We start from the raw sequence: 20267 nt of genomic DNA on the forward strand, positions 1-20267 counted from the left end.
ATCCACAAAGTGCAAGGTTGGACGCGCGGCACGAGGTTCCACCATAACTAGATCTCGACAGGGTGATGCACCCTTCTACTCTAGCTATTCTTCTCTAGAATGATGAAAGAGGGATAAACGAGATCGAGCACCCAACCCTCATCTTCCTGCAAACTGTTCGGCTTTGGCACAAACACGGGTTCCCCGGTAAATCCTTTCGGTGCAGCACTCCATACCTCTTGTTCTCCAGTCTCCACATTCACTTTAAGTAAGGCTTGCTGCGGCGCATTGCCCTCCGCCTCATGAGCTGCCGCTAAAAACACCCAACGGTGGCGCTGCCCAATCAGGGCCGGATGAATAAAGGGAAACTCGCAAGACCGGCTAACGAGCAGATCACGTTTTGCCGTTTTTGACTTCAAGTTCAGATCAAAGCGCCAGAGCTGCCCTGGCTGCATATTGTCGAAGTCTGTTTCCTGATAGTTGAGGTTATGATCCACCTTTGGAAAGTCTTCGTAGCATACAGAATCGACAATAATGCGATCGCCCTGCTCAAACGCATTAGCATGGTGGAAAACAAAACAGGGATCTGCTTCTAATGTGTGTACTGGCTTCGATTCATGACGGGGAATAACCCAGATTTTAGTGGGGCGCTCGCCATGAAATGTAATGCACTCTGCAGCTCCCCGTAGACCAAAAACATAAGGAATGGGATTAAACGTAACTGGATTTTGGAAGAATAGGCAGTAGTTGGGTGTAATAGCAAAGTCATGGATAAAAGCAAAGCCTGGAATCCGATGGTCATGCTTTTCGACTACGTTTCCATCCAAATTCAGCTCATATACAGTAATTGTGGTGAGTGGGCCTGGTTTCACCGAAAAGGTTACTAAACGGGGCTCTCGATGCTCATCTCCTGGGTCAATCATGGGATGGGCGGCAAAGGGAGAACCTTTATGTAGCGCACCATTCAGAGTTTCAATCCCTAGGGTTTCGAGGGTATGGGGATCAATGTGATAGGGGTGGGACGCTTCCCAAAGCGCCATTAGCTTCCTACCCCAATAAATCACATTGGTATTTGCAACATTCTTCTTGTGTAAATCAAAGGTATTGGCTAACCAGCCTCCTGGCTTTCGCGTACCAAATACCCCTCGATACAGCATTCGACCTGCTTTTTGCTCTGCACAATATTCTTCAGTGCGTACAAAGCGATTGCGAAAGTGGGCGCGTCCTTGAGAGAAGGCGATCGCACAAATCATGCCATCTCCATCAAAGGGATGGGTGATTCGTCGCCCATTAACATCGAGCAATCCCGGCCCATTCCGGAACAAAGTACCATTCAGCTCGGCTGGAATTTCACCCTCAACATCCTCGATCCAATAATCAAACTCCTCCTTGAGAGAGCAATTACCCCCTTGCCAATCCTTTAAGGAATAGGGCTTTGATTGAGAAACTGTCTGCATGACCAACTCTCCATCTCCCATTGGGGGGTATTGCTTTCATTATCGAGTTACCACTGGGGGAAGCTGTTCCGGTTCAATGGTTAGAGCCACGGTTTGTTCATTGCGCTGCAGTTTTACAGGTAATTTACCGCCAACTCCTGCCCGATCAATTAACTGCTGCACCTTACTAGCTTTAGTGACAGGTTGATCGTCAATCGTTTGAATGACATCACCAGCACGCACACCTGCTTTCGCAGCGGGTGAATTTCGCTGAACCTGAACCACCAAAACTCCCTGTTCTACCTTGACCTGCATTCCACTATCAGGAGATGTATTGATAAACTCCTTCACTTGTGGATTCAGTGCAGTCATTTGCACTCCAATGTAAGGGTGTTGAACCTGTCCCGTTGTGATCAGTTGTTGGGCAACCAGTTGAGCGGTATTGATAGGAATTGCAAAGCCGAGTCCTTGGGTTCCCTGGAGAATGGCCGTGTTAATGCCAATCACATCTCCTGCTGCATTTAGAAGTGGCCCTCCAGAGTTACCTGGATTAATCGCCGCATCTGTTTGGATAAAACCAACTCGCTTATCTGGAATACCGATAGCTGCGCTAGACCGCTCAGTACCGCTAATCACACCCACCGTTACGGTTTCCTGCAACCCAAGGGGATTACCAATCGCGATTGCCCATTGCCCCTGCTGTACCGCATCAGAGTCTCCAATGGTAACAGTAGGCAAGTCTTCAGCTTGTACTTGAATTACCGCTACATCGGTTACGGGGTCCTTCCCCAGTACCTGCCCCTCCAGAATGCGACCATCCTGAAACGATACTGTTACAGTATCGGCTTCGTTCACGACATGGGCATTGGTCAGAATCAGCCCACTCGAATCAATCACAAATCCAGAACCAATGCCTCGCAGCACGGGGGCATTCGACGGGGCAGATTGTCCTCCACCTCCAAAGGGCCTAAAGAAATCGGGTACTGATCGGTTTCCTGCTAAGGAACGAGACACGTTTACCTGAACGACAGCTGCTTCTGCTTTATTCACAGCTGTGATAACAAAGTTATCTCCCACATTTTGAGCCAGCAAGATACCTTCTGTCTGCCTTCCCTCAAATACTGACAACCCCTTCTGTTGGAGTGATAAAGCTTGAGCCGCACTGCCGTTCAGAAGGCCAATACCAAGGCTTATGAAAACAATGAGCAAGCAAATTGCTAGTCTTTGTGCCCAACGCTGAAAAGTTGCTCGCTGCTCAGTTTTGTGAGACGAGTAGGATGAGTAAAGGTCAAGATTGACGAAATTGCGATCGCTGAACATGTTGCTCATTTCGCTTGAGTGGCTAGTTAGGAGTGGATATTGCAAGTAAATAAATCTATCGAATGGAGTAAAGACTGTATTAGATACCCGCAGTGCCCCAATAATGCAAAGCTACTGCAAGGACTTAAAGAAACAGAACATTTACACGTTACAGAGCTAAACCTGGCTTTTCCTCAACCAAAATAGTGAACTAGGGCTTCACAACGAAAACCAACTTATGTTTTGGGAGATTTCCAGAAAAGAACTTCCCCATTTTTTGGAAAGAGGACGCGGTGAAACCACGTCCTCTTTCCAAAAAATGGGGATATTGTTTTTCCAGAAACCTCCTTGGAGTAAGGGTACGTTGCATCCGTACCCCAAAACATAGGTTGGTTTCTGCCTAGGCTTATGGGAGGAGTGCTAAGCATCCCTTCCGCAACAACTATTCGAATCACGATGAGCAGAGCAATGCTCAAGTTCAAAAATATGCTCTAAGGAGGAAATTAAATATAATCAAAAAAGAACGGTCTATTTTCACCAAATTTATCGCGATAATCTTCGAATTGCTGGTTTAAGACAATGGGTTTGCAAAAGATTACTTCTCATAGAAAATTGCAATAAAACCTTCAAGAGTAACCACAAAACTTACGTGCGTAAGCAGGAAAACAATGACCCTGATCCGGCAAAAGCCCATGGCAACTACGGATTTAAAATAGCTTTAGAATTGGGATATAACCCCTAAATTTGTCATGATCATTCTTGAAGCTCGCAATCTGAAGAAGTCCTACAGTGAAAAAGGACGAACAATCGCTGCTGTCCGAGATGTATCCTTAAGCATCTCAGCGGGAGAAGTGCTGGCGTTTCTGGGCCCCAATGGGGCAGGAAAGACCACCAGCATCAAAATGATTGCTGGCCTGATTCAACCTGATGATGGTTGGGTGAGAATTAGCGATCGCGACCCACATCGTAATCCTCAGGCACTGCGATCGCTGGGTGCCGTTCTAGAAGGAAACCGCAATGTGTACTGGCGGCTGACAGCAGAGGAAAATCTGGAATACTTCGGAGTGTTACGTGGACTAGACCAGCGGACAGCCCGTCGCCGGGGACGAGAACTCCTGGAGCGGTTTAGCCTCATGGATAAGCGGCAAACCGTCGTGCAATCCCTCTCGCGGGGTATGCAGCAGAAGTTAGCAATTTCGGTTGCCTTAATGCATCAGCCTCAACTGCTCCTGCTCGATGAACCGACGCTGGGCCTGGATGTAGAAGCAACCGAAGATGTCAAACAGCTAGTGCGAGAAATTGCCACCGAAGGGTGTGCCATTCTGCTAACCACACACCAACTGGCGATCGCAGAAGAACTCTCGGATCGGGTTGCCATCATCAATCGAGGAGAAATTGTGGCGGAAGAGGCAACCGAAGATTTGATTCAACGGTTTTCGGGAAGTACCTATGTGATTGAGCCGGAACGGGCAATTGAGCCAGAGCGTATTCGCAAATTAGAAGCATTGGGGGTGACAATCACTGAAGATGGCGTAGTACATGCGACAGAACCAACTCAGCTCTATGCCGTACTGGAAATCCTGAACCCTCTGCCACTGCTGCGCGTGCAAAAGGATCAAGCCAATCTGACGGACGTATTTCTAAAACTGGTGCGAGAGAACCGCAATGTTTAAACTCTTTCTGGCAGAACTGAAGCGTAATTGGATCACGCTCAGGCGATACTCAGCAGAAGCGATTAGTGGCGTAATTGGTATTACGATCGTCTTCTACGGGCTATTTCTCAGCTTCCAGTACGTGGGAGGCCCAAGTGCGCAATTTGGCGATCGCTTAGATTCTGTTATTGTCGGCTACGTCCTGTGGTCGCTAGTGCTATTTATCATTAGCGATATTGCTCAAGGGCTACAGCGAGAGGCCCAGACCGGGACTTTAGAACAAATTTTTCTCTCTCCCTTTGGTGCCACACGAGTATTCCTGATCCGAGCCTTTGCCAGTCTGACCACTCAACTCACACTTAATGTCAGTATTCTCCTGTTAATCATGCTGCTAACAGGCAGCCGTTTATCGTTCCCTCCAGTCCTACTGCTGCCGCTTGTGAGTGTACTTCTGGGTGCTTATGGATTAGCGCTAGGAATGGGCTCACTGGCACTACTGCTCAAGCAAGTTCAGCAATTGTTGGGAATTTTTCAGTTCATGTTGTTTTTCCTGCTGTTAGTACCAAGTGAAAGTTGGCCCGGCGGCTACAAGTTGGTAGCATTGCTCCTACCAATGACACCCGGAGCGGGGCTCCTACGCGAATTAATGGCACGTGGGCAAGCATTAAACTTCGCTCAGTTCCTTGTGGCGCTCCTCAATGGCGTGGTCTACTTTGGGCTGGGGCTGATTGCCTTCCACTGGGCTGAACGGGAAGCCAAGCGAAGAGGCAAGCTAGCTGGATATTAATATGCATTCCAGCCGTTGCTAGATTGGCATAATTTTCGCATGTGGAAACTACATTCCCCAGTAACTCAACCCAATTAACATAAGATACAAAAGGCTGTGCCGCCCGTTTCGCGGGCGGCACAGCCTTTTGTATCTTATTGTTTTTCTGGAGATCTACGCCTTCTCCTGATTAGCGGCAGTAATCGTCAACGCTTCGTGTGGCCTTAACAGAAATAGGTGACCATTGTCGAATGACAAATTCACTTAATCCGACGTTCTCAGGGTGGTTTGGCTCGACAGTTGCCCAGTCCGATGAGCTTCCCCAATCGTAGGTATATCCCAATTGTGTCCAGGGGTAAGGTAGGGTACCAGATGCCTCTACACTAGTTCGGGTAATAGGTTGCCCATTGGATTGATAGCGCTGATCGTACTGGGCATAAAACCATTGTTGATAGGCAGACGATACGGACAGGAACTCATTGGCAGATCGAAAACCTAATTCAGCTTCATGGTCGGTAATTTCAGGGTCGGGACTGGGGCGAAAGAGAAACTGAGGATCAACCCAAATTTCGACCACTTGACGGCTGGCAAGGCGATCGCTCGTTTCCGGAGGTAAACCAAGAAGCTGATTGAGGCGTGCAGCCAGAGGTATCTCGGCTGTCGGGGTGTAGTTTTCGCAAAAATTCTGGAGATCGGGAACGACTGTAACCCATAGATCTCGGGTGAGAATGAGCCGGTTTCCTATATTCTGTGTATACCCATTCCAGGTGGTCCAGGTCGTGACTAAAACACGGTCCTGGTCATCTCGGACCAGGGTGTTGTTGTAGGGAGTGATGGCCGTCAGGTTGCGGAAGACTTCATTGGGCTCTGGAGTTCTGGCATCTTCAATAGCATCCCAATAGGCTTGTGGAAGGGTAGTTCCCAGAGGGACGACAGAGTTAATTGCTTCACCAGGTCGCCTCTCTTGAGCCCGAACCGGAGTGAGCAATACCCATCCAACTTCAGCCATACTGAGCAAGATGACAGCGGTAGAAAAACGCATCATTTGCTGAGAAAGGAAGCCTTCTTTTTTCACCATAAATTAACTCCTCTGGCCCTGTATGAGAGATCGGGCTGCCCTGCAGGTCTGTTCTGGCAGAACTAGGCTTGCAGTGATCAATCACCCTTGTTGAAGCCGATAATTTGCTGATCGCGGCTCATGATTAATACTTCCCAATCTCTGTAATTGAGTAGCAATGACTATTGAAAACGTGAAAGATCTGTACACGATGAGCCTATCCGGAAATCAATTTTGGAGAGCACGATACGCAGGCATCGCACTCTCCAAAATTGATTTCCAGTTCTCCGATAAATTCTATGCACACAAGTATCGAACCTCAGTTCAGATTATCTTGATCTTATTTCTGCTTTGCTTCCAACATTTTTGCAGCAAAATTCCAGGGAATCGATCTTTCTTGAGATGGCCAGGTCAGTTCGCAGATAGTGCCGTCAGGTGAATGAAGCAAGCACCGATATTGTCCATGTAATTTTCGCGCAAGTTGCTTTGCTTGTTTCGTTCCTATACCTTTGGAATAATGATTGACTTCTGTTATTACCGTATTCTTTTCGATTTCAAGATTGGCTCCATTATCTACAACACGAATAATATTTATACCATTCAACTGGCTGCAATTCACCTGAAGCCGCGTTGGTTTAACAGCATGCTTACCAACGTTACATAATGCTTCTTCCAGAAATCGGCAGAGAGAACGACGTTGCTCAAGGGTGAGATTCTCGTCAACCATCGGTTCAAATCTAACAACTTTGAGCTTAAGAGACTGAAACCCCTCAAAGCCTCGTTCCAGTACAGAGCTATAGACCTCATAAAGTAATTCGTGAAGTGGGGATTGCAGGTCTAATGCACAATTCACACTGAGATAGAGGCGATCGCTCTGCACCAGCGCCTCCTTGCGTACCGACTCATACACAGCTCGCAGCTCTTGATTCAAATGTTGCAAATCTTCATGGATATAACTGGAGGAGGTATCTAATTCTGCTGTTTGTTTCAACAACGTGGCCAGAGTTTGCAGAGGCCCATTATGAATAGCACTAAAGGTATGCTCAATGATAGCCTGTCGCTCAATGAGACGCGATCGCAAATCCTGCTCTTGCCGATAAAACGCTGCAAGTGCCAGCCCAGCCCCATTCAACACCAACCCGATGAGAGCCGGGACAAGGGGCAACCACCAACCCCATAGTAGAGCTCCATAACTCGAACCGAGAAGTGCCAGGGTGGCGATCGCTACCCCTGCTAGAATCCGGAGGGGCGATCGCAACCACCATGCTACCAACAAACCCAAGATACTCCAGGCCGCAATCCAGGTATACTCCCAGGGTTCTGTCCAGGTACGAAGCAGGGGCCGTCCATCCAGCACGGCACCGAGCAACTGGCTGACGGCGTGAGCCTGAGCTTCCACACCGTAAAACAAAGAAGGATTATCAATATCGACAGCTGAGGAAGTGATTGTATCCCTGGCACTCTCTGCCGTAATGCCAATGAGAATAATTTTGCCGCGAAACCATTCTGGTTGAATGCGTCCTGTTTCAATGTCCTCTAAAGAAACGCGACGAAATGGATTTCGTCCCTTACGGAAATTGAGCAGAGTCTGCTCACCGCCAGCATCTGTTCGTACATATCCCCCAGTATTGGGCTGGAAGCGAGGAATTTCCACATTCCCAAACTGCATAGCTTTAGAATCACGCTCTCCATTGCGCAACCCCAAACCTTGAGGGGCCAAGTACTGATCTACCAAGCGAATCGAGAAGGAAAATCGATACTCCTTCTGTTGATTCAGGCTACCCAAAAGACTACGTCTATAGGCCCCATCACTATCTGGCAGAGCATCCGCAAAGCCGACCTGTTCGGGTGGCAAATATGGGGGTGCAGAAACGGTATAACCACTCGCTCCAGGCAAGATTTTTTCAATGGCAATAATGTTAGGTTTGGATTGAAATGCTTGCTTCAAAGCAACATATCCCTGTTCATCTCCGGGGGGAACAGCCAGGTCACGAAACAGGTCTACTCCAATGGCGGTGGGTTGGTAGCCCTGCAACGTCGTTAATAATTGAGCAAGAGTGCGATCAGGAATCGGGTAGGTGCCAAGACGGCCAATATCGGATTCAGTAATGCCAACGATAACAACCCGTTCATCCATAGGTTCTAGAGGGCGCGATCGCAACATTCGGTCAAAGGCTGACCATTCTAACCCCTGCATCGAACCCGTAAGCCGAGCTGCCACTACCACACCCATTACCATCAGACCCGGTAGCACTCCAGAGTAAGCGGTAAAATCTATTTGCTGCATAGATGCCCAGAGATTGCGTTTCATAGGTGGGTGTGAAGGCCACTGAATATCAATAAATATGCCGTAGCAATCAGACAAACTGCTTGCCGATTAGAATCTACTTTCCATGTTTTTTCATGTTCTTGGTGTATGAAAAATCTTTCTAAGAAGCTTTAAAGCACACCTAAAATTATTAATTTTTTATTAATCATCTCTATCCATCCCCTTAAGCACAACAAGTTTTGCTTAATAATAGCGGAACGTTCCATTCACAAGGAACCATCTGGCCGTCGCCCTATTCCGTAGGATCTTCTAAAATGCTCACCTCGCAAATACTAATAGCTTAGTAAAGAAAAATTCCCGAGAAGGGAAATTTCGTTTGGCAGCAAGCTCCTAAGTAGATTGTTGCAATTAAACATAAAGCCCGAAAAATTGTGCCACTTAGCACTTTATTACGACATAAAGTGAGAACCCAGGTCAATCCCCAAGCTCTTGTATGTCGTAATAGAGCAGTGTGCAAGTGCGTTAAGTACAGCAACGGGGTGTGAGACACAAAGTGCCTCACACCACCGTACTTAATCAACGCGCGTAGCGCTTATAAAACTAGAGATGAACGTCAATTAAACAACGACGAAGTCTTCTGCGGATAGAGCAGGGGTGCCTGCTAATATGGCGAATTGCCCACCATTACCAAAAGTTGATTGGCTACCATTCGCATTGTAGAAGAGATTGCCAGTGGATAGGCTATAGACAAGAGATGCTGCGCTCAAGCCAGCATTAAAGTCATTCACAGCCAGATCGAACGTCAGGGATATATCACCGAAAATCGGGATAAAAACATTGCTATCTAACACAATGCTATCAACCCCCGAAACAAAATCGGTAATGAGATCAATGCCAGGTTGGCTACCAAAGTAAAAGCTATTCTGGCCATTACCCCCAGTCAGGGTATCGTTTCCAAAACCTCCATCGAGCCAGTCATTTCCTTGACCTCCAGCTATCCAGTCATCTCCCCCAAAACCCTGTAGGGCGTCGTCACCACGCGCTCCAAACAAGCTATTACTGGCAAAGTTACCATTAATTTCATCATGACCATCCCCTCCAATTGCGGCTTCAATTACTGTTGTGGCGGTAATGGTGAGAAGCCGACCATCGATCACACTGGTGCTGCCCGGATTCAAATTAATAGTGAGATTAGAGGCGATCGCCGCCGCATTTACCGTATCAAAGCCAAAGGCATCATAGAGGTATCCTCGATTCGGGATTGTCAACTCGGAAAAGCTATTAGTGTAGATGTAGGTGTTATCTAGTGTTGGCAAATCGCCATAGGCTCGTAGCGACCAGTCATCTAAAATTCCTTGATCACCTGTGGCGCGATCGCGTACCACCAACGTCCAGGTCCCTGCCGCATCTTCACCCCAGAACTGAGTACTCATGAAAGTGAACTGCAACGTGCCTCCCTCCATACCGAAGGGACTATTAGCTGATGCACCAGGTCGGTCCATCAAGACACTCTCTGTTCCATTAGGGGAAACCAAAATCAGTTGGACATCCCCTAAATTTTGGTGAGAAAGGTTAACGTCGATCTCCACATGGTCAACGGTCAGATTGGTACTTAATGTAATCTGACTATGAGCATCGATTTGATCGAGAATGAAGCTGTCTAAGAACTGCGTTCCCTCAACAAACCATTCATTAGCGGCTGTGTGCTGAGTTTGCCAGGTTTCCGCTAAACGTACGGCTGCATGAGCATCAACCAAACCAAAGCCGTAGTCAGTGCTGGTGCGCAAACCACCACCATTCCAGTTATAGGCACCGTTGGTCTGCCAGGTTGGATTGGACGTATCGGTTTGACGCGCGGAGTAAGCCAGGATTTCTTGGATATCCCGGTAACCCAAATTAGGGTTAGCCTCCAGCATCAGGGCAATAATACCCGTAACCATTGGGGCAGCAGAAGATGTACCGTTAAACGTACCTGTATAATTTCCCGAAGTATAGCCTGGGAAGCCGGGGCGATCGGTCGTGACAATGCCATCTGTCCCACCCCTCTCAGGTTCTCCTCCAAAGGCAGAAACCAGAAGGCTAGCTCCAGGGTTACTGTAGGCTGTATAAACCCCTGTGTGAGTTAAGGCTGCTACCGCAATCGTAAACCGTGAATTGTTAAAGTTACTGTAGTTGGTATTCATACCAATTTCACGTTCATTTCCACCGCTAAATACGATAGCGGTGCCTAAACCATTACGGCCTGCAGTGGCAGCGTACTCCAATGCATATCTGTATAAAGGCTGTATTAAAAAGTCAGCGGTAAAAGGGGCAGAGGTTCCCCAACTATTATTCGCCACATCAAAGTTAGCCATTTGAGCCAGGGCATAGCTCGTGTTCTCATAAAAATAGGGATCATCTCCGTACCGAATTCGTAGCCCTGCGATGTTGGCATCGGGTGCAATGCCGACACCCCCTTCCCCGTTATTGCCACTCGCGGCAATGATGCCTGCTACGGCCGTACCGTGATTGTCACTGGCTCGCGCAGGACTCCCATCGCTCACACGGTACTCTGCATCCAAGTCGGAGAAAAAGTCATAATTGGCAATTAAATCGGGATGATTGTAGTCCACGCCATCATCAATAACGGCTACACGAACCCCGGCTCCTGTGTAATCAGCCCAGACAGGGAGAATGTTCAAATCGATGCCAGGGATACCACCGGATTGACCATCGTTGTGCAGGTACCATTGTTGATTGAAAAGCGGATCATTGGGCAGAAATTCGTGTGTCATGGGGCTTATTCTGGTTGTTCAGTGACGATTGAAGAATGTGTGTCAATGTGGCCGATACTGTGTTTAGCAGAAATCGTAGAGATGTTTCGCTTTACTGATTCCAGAATAGAGAAACGACCATAGCCATTCACTTGGGCTTTCTGCCAAGTAAGCCGCACTTTTTGATCAATCTGAAAGACTAAATGAACAACCAGTATTGCTGAAAACTGCAAAGCTTATAAGCTTGCGTTGCGTGACATCACTATCCTTAGAAAGGGTGTCGCCAAGGAGATAGGGAGGTTTTGTACTCCCTATCTCCTTGACGACAACTATTGTGTGTGTTGGAATAACCATGATGTAAATCGATTTCATACAAATACCGCCTCCATTCACATCATGGTTATTCAATAGAATTCGATATACTCACCTCTTGCACCTTTCTAAAACCAAAATCCAGAACCACCATTTTTCTAGATGCAGCGAAAAAATAATGGTTCTGGGTTTTGGTGCAAGATATGAGTAGGGATTGAGCTGAGGTGCACGCCATCGCTCATTCGGGTACTTACTTTGCGAAAGCATGATGAGTTTGTAGAAAGTACCTGAGGTGGATAGGGCGATCGCCCCATCCTACCTCTCCATAGGAGAGCCGCAAGTTCTTAACGGATCGACTACTTTGAATGAGCAGGCTTCCCACACCACGCCTACAGGTGGGGTAAGATTCATCATGAGTACGTTCTGGAAAACTGTTTTGAGGGTATGTGATGCACACTCTCAAAATCGTTCGCGATGATCTGACATCAAATCCCCATGCAAATGAAAACTGTGTTCGAAAGAAAATTGGCCCAGCCCTGGGTGCAGTGGCTGGCAGTCTTTATATTTATTAGCTTGGGGTTTGTGCTAGTCGAAAATATGGGCTACACCAACGAAGTGGATGTGCTGCCCTTGGCGCGTCAATTCGCCGATCCACATTGGATGCCAAATGATTGGTACTTAAATCAACCCGCCGGGTACCGGTTTCTTTTCTCCAGCCTGGTAGGCCCTCTCATTAAAGTCTGGGGATTCCTGGCAACCTCGATTATAGGGCGATTATTTTGTTATGGCTTAGTTGCAGCAGGACTGGTCGGTATCGGGCGAGCACTACGCCTGAGCCTCCCCTATTTGCTGCTGGCGATCGCCCTTTTCTTCTACAGCTGGGAAGACCAGGGGATGACCGCCGAAGAGTGGATTGTGGGAGGTCTGGAGGCAAAATCAATTGCCTATGGGTTTGTGCTATTAGCGATCGCGGCTATTTTACGACGGCACGAGCGGCAAGCGGCAGCTTTCCTGGGAATTGCAACCTCCTTCCATGTGTTGGTAGGAGGCTGGGCAATGGTAAGCGGCTTGCCCCTCTGGTTCTGGCACAACCGAAAGTCTTTCAGCATTTCACGATTCCTGACTGTAGGCACTTTTTTTAGCATATTCTCTGCGTTTGCCAGCCCAGCGGTCGTCAAGCAACTCTTGACACCAGTTCCGGAATCATCTATTTCGCCGTCGTTTATTTATGTCTTTCTGCGCTTACCCCACCATCTCAATCCCTTTGCTTGGAATACCGTAGGCTGGGTTCGGCTGGGTCTTTTCACCGCTGCGTTTGGCCTTACAGTTTTTTTGATTGTCCGGCAACGAAATCGCTTACCGGAAGCACAATTTCAGGCCTGTTGGGACCTAATACTATTTACAGGACTCAGCATGGTTCCCTTCCTGATAGGGCTTCTTGTGGCTCCTTTGGATGCTCAAGGAAAATTGTTGCAATATTATCCCTTTCGATTAGGAGATGTGCTGTTACCTCTGGCAACGTTTTTATTAATAGCGGTATCGCTGGAACAACAACTTCGCTACTGGAATTACCGAGCCTGGGCAATTTTAGGTATTGTCCTGCTGGTAGTCTTTACGGTGAGCCAAACTGAAAAATTTGTCTACAGCATTGAGGATATTCAAGGCTATCCCGATACTCAACAGGAGTCGGATGAAGAATGGCGTGACCTTTGCGGATGGATTCGTCGCAATACTTCAAAAGAAGCTGTATTTGTGACGTTGCCCTTGAATCGTAATAGTTTTAGCTGGATGACAGAACGGGCGATCGTAGCCAACTATAAGTTCTTACCCCAAACAACTCAAGAGATCGTCGAATGGTACGAGCGGGTAGATGATCTCACAGAAGGAAAACTCTCCAGTCTGGCAACAGATACTGAAAAACTACATTGGACTCGGGGCGTCAGTGTCGATATCCGGAAAGAGCTTAGGAGTGCCTATCTTAATCTGGACACAACTGCTGCCACTGCTCTGATGAATAAATATCAGGCTTCGTACTTTTTGTCGCGATCAGGACACGTCCTTAATTTACCCATTGCCTACCAAACACACTCCTATATTCTTTACCAAAACCCCCAATAGTTCGCCAAGCGAATGTTGAGTAGCGGAAAAGCACACTGCTGAGGAACCTTGAGGAAGTGATGTGACCTGCTTTGCACACCGCATCGCCCCCTCAAAGTTTCTCTTTAAAAGTTATTGTTTCATGCACAGAAGCGCACGAAAAATAATATTTTTGTTTTACGTGGCAGCCGCCCAAGGGTTACTTCTGCGTAAAATAGCTAACGAGTTGACCTCTAGACCGGTATCTATTGAAATCAGTAGGAGGATTAATATAGCTCTATGGACTCAGAAGCAGAACGTTTAGTTTTTGGAAAGCTAGGCTCCGTGGGGCTTCCCAAAAACTAAACGTCACAACTGAATTACGTAGGGCTATGTACTTTTAAGCGCGCACACCTTTGTAAAGAAATGCTAACAAGATTAAAGGGAGAATTAGAATAAGATAAACTTTTAGCATCCTTAAGATTTTCTTTACATCTTGTTCTCATTAGGTATGTGAACGAAGGGGATAAGTAGCATTTTTTTGAATACAAAATCGGTGTTGGTGACATGGGCTTTTTAAGGCCCGTGCATCAACAGACAATTTGTGCTGTATACCGTTCCTAATTTTTAGTTCTTTTGAGGTTTTTATGACTATTGTTCCGGGTACTCCTGTGAAACTTCCTGACGGTCGTGATGGTATCGTTATTCCGCCTCCTATTTCCTCCCGCGATCGGGTGTTGGTAAAAGTGAAAGGAGGGAAAAAAGTATGGTTCGGGGTGGATGAATGCGTCCCCGTATTTTCAGCTCCCTAGTTTCTGTTTGAAAGTTGAATTTCTTCGTGTGCAGGCGGCACGAAAAATAGTTTTTCCAGATAGCTTTAAATCAGACTCTAGCCAATTCGATATAGGTCGGTATAACTCTTTAAATTTGTGTGTTCGTTGGCATGACGGTCATGAGCAACGTGCTAAATCGCTTGAAATGCTTTCATCCTTGTCACGGTAGCGAACAAAGGGTTGATTCTTATGGGACTAGACGGGTTCTCTCAGGAATACGGACTGGAAACAATTCATAAAGATATTGATAGTCCTAATGACCTGCCTGCGCAGAGTCTGCTGCAATGGATTTCAACAACGGAAGCAACAAATTTACTAGGTTCACCGCGATCGCCCCGTTCCCTCAAACAACTCACCTTGCACCAATTGAGAGTGTTCGAAGCAGCGGCTCGTTACCGTAGCTTTACCCGAGCAGCTAAAGAGCTTGATTTAACTCAACCTACCATTTCAATGCAGATTAAGCAATTAGCTGATCTTGTAGGAATGCCTTTATTTGAGCAGGTTGGTAAACAAGTATTTCTGACAGGTGTAGGGCAAGAAATGCTCACAGCGTCTTACAAGATGTTTGAGAAAATTGCCGAATTTGAAATGCGGATTGCTGATTTGAAGGGCCTGAGCCAAGGGCATTTAAAGATTGCGACCATTTCTCCCATTAATACCTTCGTTTCTCGTTTATTGAGCCCCTTCTGTCAGCGTTATCCTGGCATTGAAATCTCCGTTGACTTGATGAACAGTGAACAAATTTTCAACCAACTTGCAGAGAATACTCACGATCTCTACTTGATGTGTGAACCACCAGAGGAGCCAGGAATTTATAGCCAATCCTTTGTTGACAATCCCTTAGTTGTTGTTGCCCCTCCTTATCATCGTCTTGCTACCCAAGCCCATATTCCAATCTCCCAGATGGAGGGCGAACAGTTTGTCATGCGTGAGATCGGTTCGGCGACCCGTCGTGCTGTCAAAGCATTATTAGATCAGCACGGAGTATCCGTCCGGGTTCAGCTCGAAGTGGGCAATAATGAAGCGATCAAACAGATGGTAATGTATGGCCTGGGAATTTCGGTTCTGTCTTACCACATGGTGATGAATGAAGTAGCAAACGGTCAACTTGTGCTTCTGAATGTAGAAGGTTTTCCCATCAATCGCAATTGGTATGCTGTTTACCCCTTGAGTAAGCAACTGTCAGTGGTTGCCAGCACCTTTCTTCAATATCTAAAGAGTGAAGTAAAAAGCTTTCCAGTACTCGCAGCGTAATAGATGTTTGAGAAGATTGTTGTTCCGTATTTAGGTAGAAAATACTGCACGGCGGAAACCAAACATAAGCAGGCTTAGACCGCTCAGTAAGTAGCCCAGCTCAATTAAACATAAGACCAAAGGGGTTATGTCGTCTTCCATACGAGCGGCATAACCCTTTTGGTTAATTCAACTCATCCTGTGTTGACAGCAATTCTCATTTTGGAATCCAACCCGAAAATAGCCCACCTTCGGCGGGCTATTTTCGGGCTTCAAAGCTGAGAGTTCGTGCCCTTCGGGCACGAACTCTCAGCTTTGAAGCCCGTACTGAGAATTGCTGAATATGTGGATGGAGTGTGACGGGGCATAAAGTGTTCCTTCACACATCTGGAACACCAGCATTAACTCGGGCAGAAATTACTCCCCGAAAAACACCATCTCTAAAACTCAATTTTCTCCGTTGCTGAATATAGCGCTGTGCACGTTGATTAAGTACGGTGGTGGGGGGGACGAAGTCCCCCACACCACCGTTGCTGTACTTAACGCACTTGCACATCGCTATAGAGCTATGAAATGAGATGTATGTCCTACCAGATTGTTGGGACTGTCTATGAACAGATGTAAGATATGAGCCATGCCACGTTTCTCAACCTTAAAATGAAATAGAAAAATACAAACTTTCAGTATTTTTACGAGTTAAATCATGAGTTTTATAGCTCTCCAAAATAAATTTTAGACCACTGTAATACTGACTTTACATACAAAATCTGAGCAAATCAGGACTGTTCCTGTTGCATCCAGTGATCGGAAATATAGCAATTTCAAAAGGTTTTGAGAGATAGATTGATCTGCACCGACTCCACTTCTCAAAACCCATCTTACAAGTTATTTAGGACTGACATAAAACGGGCTTATGTAAATACACGGAAAAGTTTTATTAAAGTATTTTCGAGAAATTAGTACCGGAATTCTTGCAGTTTTAGGGGCTTCAGGGAAGCTTTTTACTCGTTCTTTAGATTAAAGAAACATATTACAAAGTACTTGTGAATTCTTACATTAAAGAACGACCTAAGGGGGTTTACATAGATAAACTATGGGTACGTAGGTAACTCATGGGTTTTACTTCATAGCAGCACCTGAAAACATCTGTATAGACACTTAAGAGCAGCATAACCCGATTATCCGGCCCTTCAAGATGGTTCATGCGTTGTTTTGAAATTTCCTCAAGAAAAATTTTGAAGGCTAGAGAAATGGTCATTGAGTTGCAAAAGATTGATGTTGTTGGAAACGGCAGTTCCTTTCCAAGCTATTTGGCAAGTGCTAACGGTACTCTTTTCTTTGGAGCTGTAGATACTGTTAATGGTGTAGAAGATTATGAATTGTATTATTTGGACAGCACCAATACTCCTGTAAAGATTGATGTGAACCCTATCGGTAGTTCCTATGCTCGTTCCTTTGTAAGTATTAATGACGCGGTATTTTTTAGTGGTGTTGGTGTCACTCGTGATTGGGAACTTTACTATCTAGACGAAAATAAGAGCCCCATCAAGATTGACGCCAACTTAACAGGTAGCTCTTATCCAAACCAGCTGTTTAACTATAACGGCACCTTATTTTTTCAAGCGACTGACGTGAATGAAAATGAAGACTATGAGCTTTGGTATTTAAACGCTAATGGTACCCCTGTAGAAATTGATATCAATCCTGCAGGTAGCTCATTTCCCACCTCTTTCGTCAATGTCAATAACACTTTATATTTCTCAGCAAACGTCAATAATGATTATGAGTTGTATTACCTTGATAGTTCCAACAACCCAGTCGCAATTGGCATTAACCAGAGTGGTAGCTCTTTTCCCCAGTTCTTGACTAACGTTAATGGCACTCTATTTTTCCAGGCTGTTGACACGACAGGCGATTATGAACTTTATTATTTAGACGCCAACAAAGTTCCCACCAAGATTGATATCAATCCTACAGGCAGTTCTTTTCCTCAATATTTGGCGAATGTAGAAGGTCGGCTATTCTTTCAGGGTACGGATGATAACGGGGATATAGAACTGTATTACTTAAGGCCAGACAATACACCCGTTAAACTTGATATCAGTGCAACAGGAAGTTCTACACCTAAATTCCTAACAAGCTTCAACGGTAAGTTATTCTTTCAAGCAACAGTTGATGGCGACACCGAACTGTATTACTTAGATACGAATAACAACCCAGTCAAAATTGATATCAATCAATCTGCCAGTTCTTCTCCAAAGGGATTTACAGTTGTCAACGACAACCTATTCTTTCAAGCTACAGATACCAATGGTGATGTAGAACTTTACCAACTGTTGGACAGGCTCGGCATTGATAGTGTGAGTTTGCCAGGCGATCGCACCTATACCATCGGGGAAAACCTGGACTTTACCGTTACCTTTTCAAAAGCAGTCACCATTAACTTAGGTGGTGGGAGCGTTCGTATTCCCATTACTCTCGATAGTGGTGAGGTTGTCTACGCTACGCTCGTAGGAGATGGTACATCGGCGACCAGACATACCTTCCGGTACACCGTCAGCAACGGCCAGTTAGACACTAATGGTATTACCGTAGGAACTAGCCTGGAGTTAACCGGTAATGCCACAGTTCGTGATAGCGCAAACACCAATAGCCCTCTCACGTTCCCCCCTTTGGGAACCACTGCGGGTATTCAAATCGATGGTATAGCTCCTAGCGTTACGGGTGTTGCCTTACCCGCTAATAACATTTATCAGGTGGGGCAAAACCTGAACTTTACCATTACCTTTTCAGAAGCCGTAACGCTGAATACGAGCAACGGAACACCGAAACTTTCCCTGATTCTGGCAAACCGTGCCGTCAACGCAACCTACATCTCCGGAAACGGTAGCAACACATTACTGTTCCGCTACACCGTGGCTGAAGGTGATTTAGATAGTGATGGTATTGTTTTGGGTACAGCCCTTGTATTGGATGGAAGTACCATCCGTGATGCGAACGGCAATAACGCGTCTCTGGCTTTAAATGGAATTCCTTCCACAAGCGGTATTCTAATTGGATCTGATGAACCCAGTATCTTATTGGTGGAAGCACCGAATGCAGGCCGTTACCGGGCCGATCAGGCTCTTGATTTTACGCTCAATTTCAGTGAAGTGGTGAATGTCAATACTGATAACGGTATCCCATCGTTAGGACTGAACTTGAATAGCGGGCTAGCCAATGCTGTCTACGTTTCAGGTACAGGTACTAAGCAACTGGTCTTCCGTTACACCGTAGCCAGTACAGATTCAGATACTGATGGCATCACCCTGGACACCCTTAATCTGAATGGCGCAACCCTTCAGGACGCATCAAATCATAATGCCGTCCTGACACTTCCTGGAAGCCCGAATACCAGTGGCATTCTTATCGATACGACCGCTCCTACAGTTAGTGTGGTAGCTGTTTCCCCGGTTGTACAAGATGGGCGCGACAATGTTGCAACCAGCAGCCTGAGCTTTACATTCAATGAATCGGTGACAGGGGTTGACATTGCAGATGTATCTCTCACTCGTAATGGAGTCGCCCTTAACCTGGCAGGAGCAACCTTAACTGCTAACAGCAGCCAGACAAGCTATACCCTGAGCAATCTGACAGGTCTAACCACTCTGGATGGTTCGTACACGCTCAGTATTCTGGCAACAAGCTCTGGTATTGCCGATTTGGCAGGCAATCTTTTGGCTACAGGAGCGGCCGTTTCCTGGAAGCGAGGCACAATGGCCTTGGCTCCTGCCAACATCAATTTCTCTGGAGGGTCTGTAGGTCGCCGTTTCACGGGAAAGTCAGGTAATGAAACCATCCTGGGTACGCGGGCGAATGACACTCTTTCTGGAGCAGGGGGTAACGATACAATCCGAGGATTAGAGGGCAATGACCTTCTAAATGGTGAGATTGGTTCAGATGTAATCTTCGGTGGAGCCGGCAACGATCGACTGCTTGCCAGAGTAGGTAACGATCAGCTCTCAGGCGATGCTGGAAATGATCTGCTTCAGGGGGATGCTGGAAATGACCTATTGAATGGCGGAGATGGTAACGATATTCTCGTCGGTGGTTTGGGAACCGATACCTTAACAGGCGGATTGGGAACCGATGCTTTCCGTTACAACAGCCTGACTGAAAAAGGTGATATTATCCGTGGCTTCCAGGTAGGGCAGGATGTCATTGATTTGTCACCGTTGTTCCGTACAACTCCGTTCCGTACGGGTACACCCTTTGCCCGGTTTGACCGCTATGTGCGGCTATCGGCATCAGGTACCTCTACCCGTATACAAATCGATCAGGATGGTGTTGGGGCTGGCACCACATTTGTGACTTTGGCAACCTTGGAAAATGTTCGAGTGGGCCAACTCACAAGTCGTAATTTCGCGATCGCCTAAGCTTACAAAGCTTACAGCAATGTGCAAGTGCATTAAGTCCAGTGGGATGGGAACGAAACACCCAACTGGACTTAATCAGCGCGCATAGCGCTATATAACTCCAGCCATTGCTATTAGAAGGAAGAGGGGGATGGCCCAACCACAATGGCTATTGCTATACAAATTGGGGCGTTGCTGAATGGAGCAA

At 46.5% G+C, this 20267-nt stretch carries 11 protein-coding genes; 6 read left to right on the forward strand and 5 right to left on the reverse strand.

All coding sequences use genetic code 11. The features are described from left to right. Positions 1–80: 80 nt before the first annotated feature. Both NDI52_RS25490 and NDI52_RS25495 read right to left on the reverse strand, forming a co-directional pair. Complete coding sequence (locus NDI52_RS25490) at positions 81–1436, reverse strand: carotenoid oxygenase family protein (RefSeq protein ID WP_348256549.1); 1356 nt, start codon at positions 1434–1436, stop codon at positions 81–83. 39 nt (positions 1437–1475) lie between these two features. After that, positions 1476–2744, reverse strand: a complete 1269-nt coding sequence (locus tag NDI52_RS25495) for an HhoA/HhoB/HtrA family serine endopeptidase (RefSeq protein ID WP_190774345.1) — start codon at positions 2742–2744, stop codon at positions 1476–1478. A gap of 719 nt (positions 2745–3463) precedes the next feature. Here NDI52_RS25495 and NDI52_RS25500 point away from each other — a divergent pair. Together NDI52_RS25500 and NDI52_RS25505 are read left to right on the forward strand one after the other, a co-directional pair. Continuing rightward, on the forward strand, positions 3464–4387 hold the full coding sequence (locus NDI52_RS25500; RefSeq protein ID WP_190774344.1) for an ABC transporter ATP-binding protein: 924 nt from the start codon (positions 3464–3466) through the stop codon (positions 4385–4387). Continuing rightward, on the forward strand, positions 4380–5153 hold the full coding sequence (locus tag NDI52_RS25505; RefSeq protein WP_190774343.1) for an ABC transporter permease: 774 nt from the start codon (positions 4380–4382) through the stop codon (positions 5151–5153). The genes NDI52_RS25500 and NDI52_RS25505 overlap by 8 nt, the downstream gene beginning before the upstream one ends. A gap of 169 nt (positions 5154–5322) precedes the next feature. Here the strand turns inward: NDI52_RS25505 and NDI52_RS25510 are convergent, their stop codons facing one another. The 3 genes from NDI52_RS25510 to NDI52_RS25520 all read right to left on the reverse strand — a co-directional run bounded on the left by NDI52_RS25510 (position 5323) and on the right by NDI52_RS25520 (position 11232). Then, the gene (locus NDI52_RS25510; RefSeq protein ID WP_190774342.1) at positions 5323–6210 is read right to left on the reverse strand and encodes a hypothetical protein; all 888 of its coding nucleotides are present in this window, start codon (positions 6208–6210) and stop codon (positions 5323–5325) included. 319 nt (positions 6211–6529) lie between these two features. Further along, positions 6530–8500, reverse strand: coding sequence for a CHASE2 domain-containing protein (locus tag NDI52_RS25515; protein WP_190774341.1), 1971 nt, complete (start codon positions 8498–8500; stop codon positions 6530–6532). A 575-nt stretch (positions 8501–9075) separates the two neighbouring features. Beyond that, a complete protein-coding gene (locus NDI52_RS25520; protein WP_190774340.1) occupies positions 9076–11232 on the reverse strand; it encodes a S8 family serine peptidase in 2157 nt (718 codons plus the stop codon). Positions 11233–12024: 792 nt separating this feature from the next. On the opposite strand from NDI52_RS25520, the gene NDI52_RS25525 reads away from it, so the two are divergent. The 4 genes from NDI52_RS25525 (at position 12025) to NDI52_RS25540 (ending at position 20080) form a co-directional block, all read left to right on the forward strand. After that, positions 12025–13641: a DUF6798 domain-containing protein gene (locus NDI52_RS25525; RefSeq protein ID WP_348254093.1), complete on the forward strand. Its 1617-nt coding sequence runs from the start codon at positions 12025–12027 to the stop codon at positions 13639–13641. A 605-nt stretch (positions 13642–14246) separates the two neighbouring features. Continuing rightward, positions 14247–14411, forward strand: coding sequence for a hypothetical protein (locus NDI52_RS25530; RefSeq protein WP_190774338.1), 165 nt, complete (start codon positions 14247–14249; stop codon positions 14409–14411). A 210-nt stretch (positions 14412–14621) separates the two neighbouring features. Next, positions 14622–15686: a LysR family transcriptional regulator gene (locus tag NDI52_RS25535; protein ID WP_190774337.1), complete on the forward strand. Its 1065-nt coding sequence runs from the start codon at positions 14622–14624 to the stop codon at positions 15684–15686. Positions 15687–16915: 1229 nt separating this feature from the next. Further along, a complete protein-coding gene (locus tag NDI52_RS25540; RefSeq protein ID WP_190772992.1) occupies positions 16916–20080 on the forward strand; it encodes a hypothetical protein in 3165 nt (1054 codons plus the stop codon). Positions 20081–20267: the final 187 nt, after the last annotated feature.

The sequence above is a fragment of the Leptolyngbya sp. PL-A3 genome (assembly GCF_039962325.1).
In the GTDB taxonomy this organism is placed as follows: domain Bacteria; phylum Cyanobacteriota; class Cyanobacteriia; order Elainellales; family Elainellaceae; genus Vacuolonema.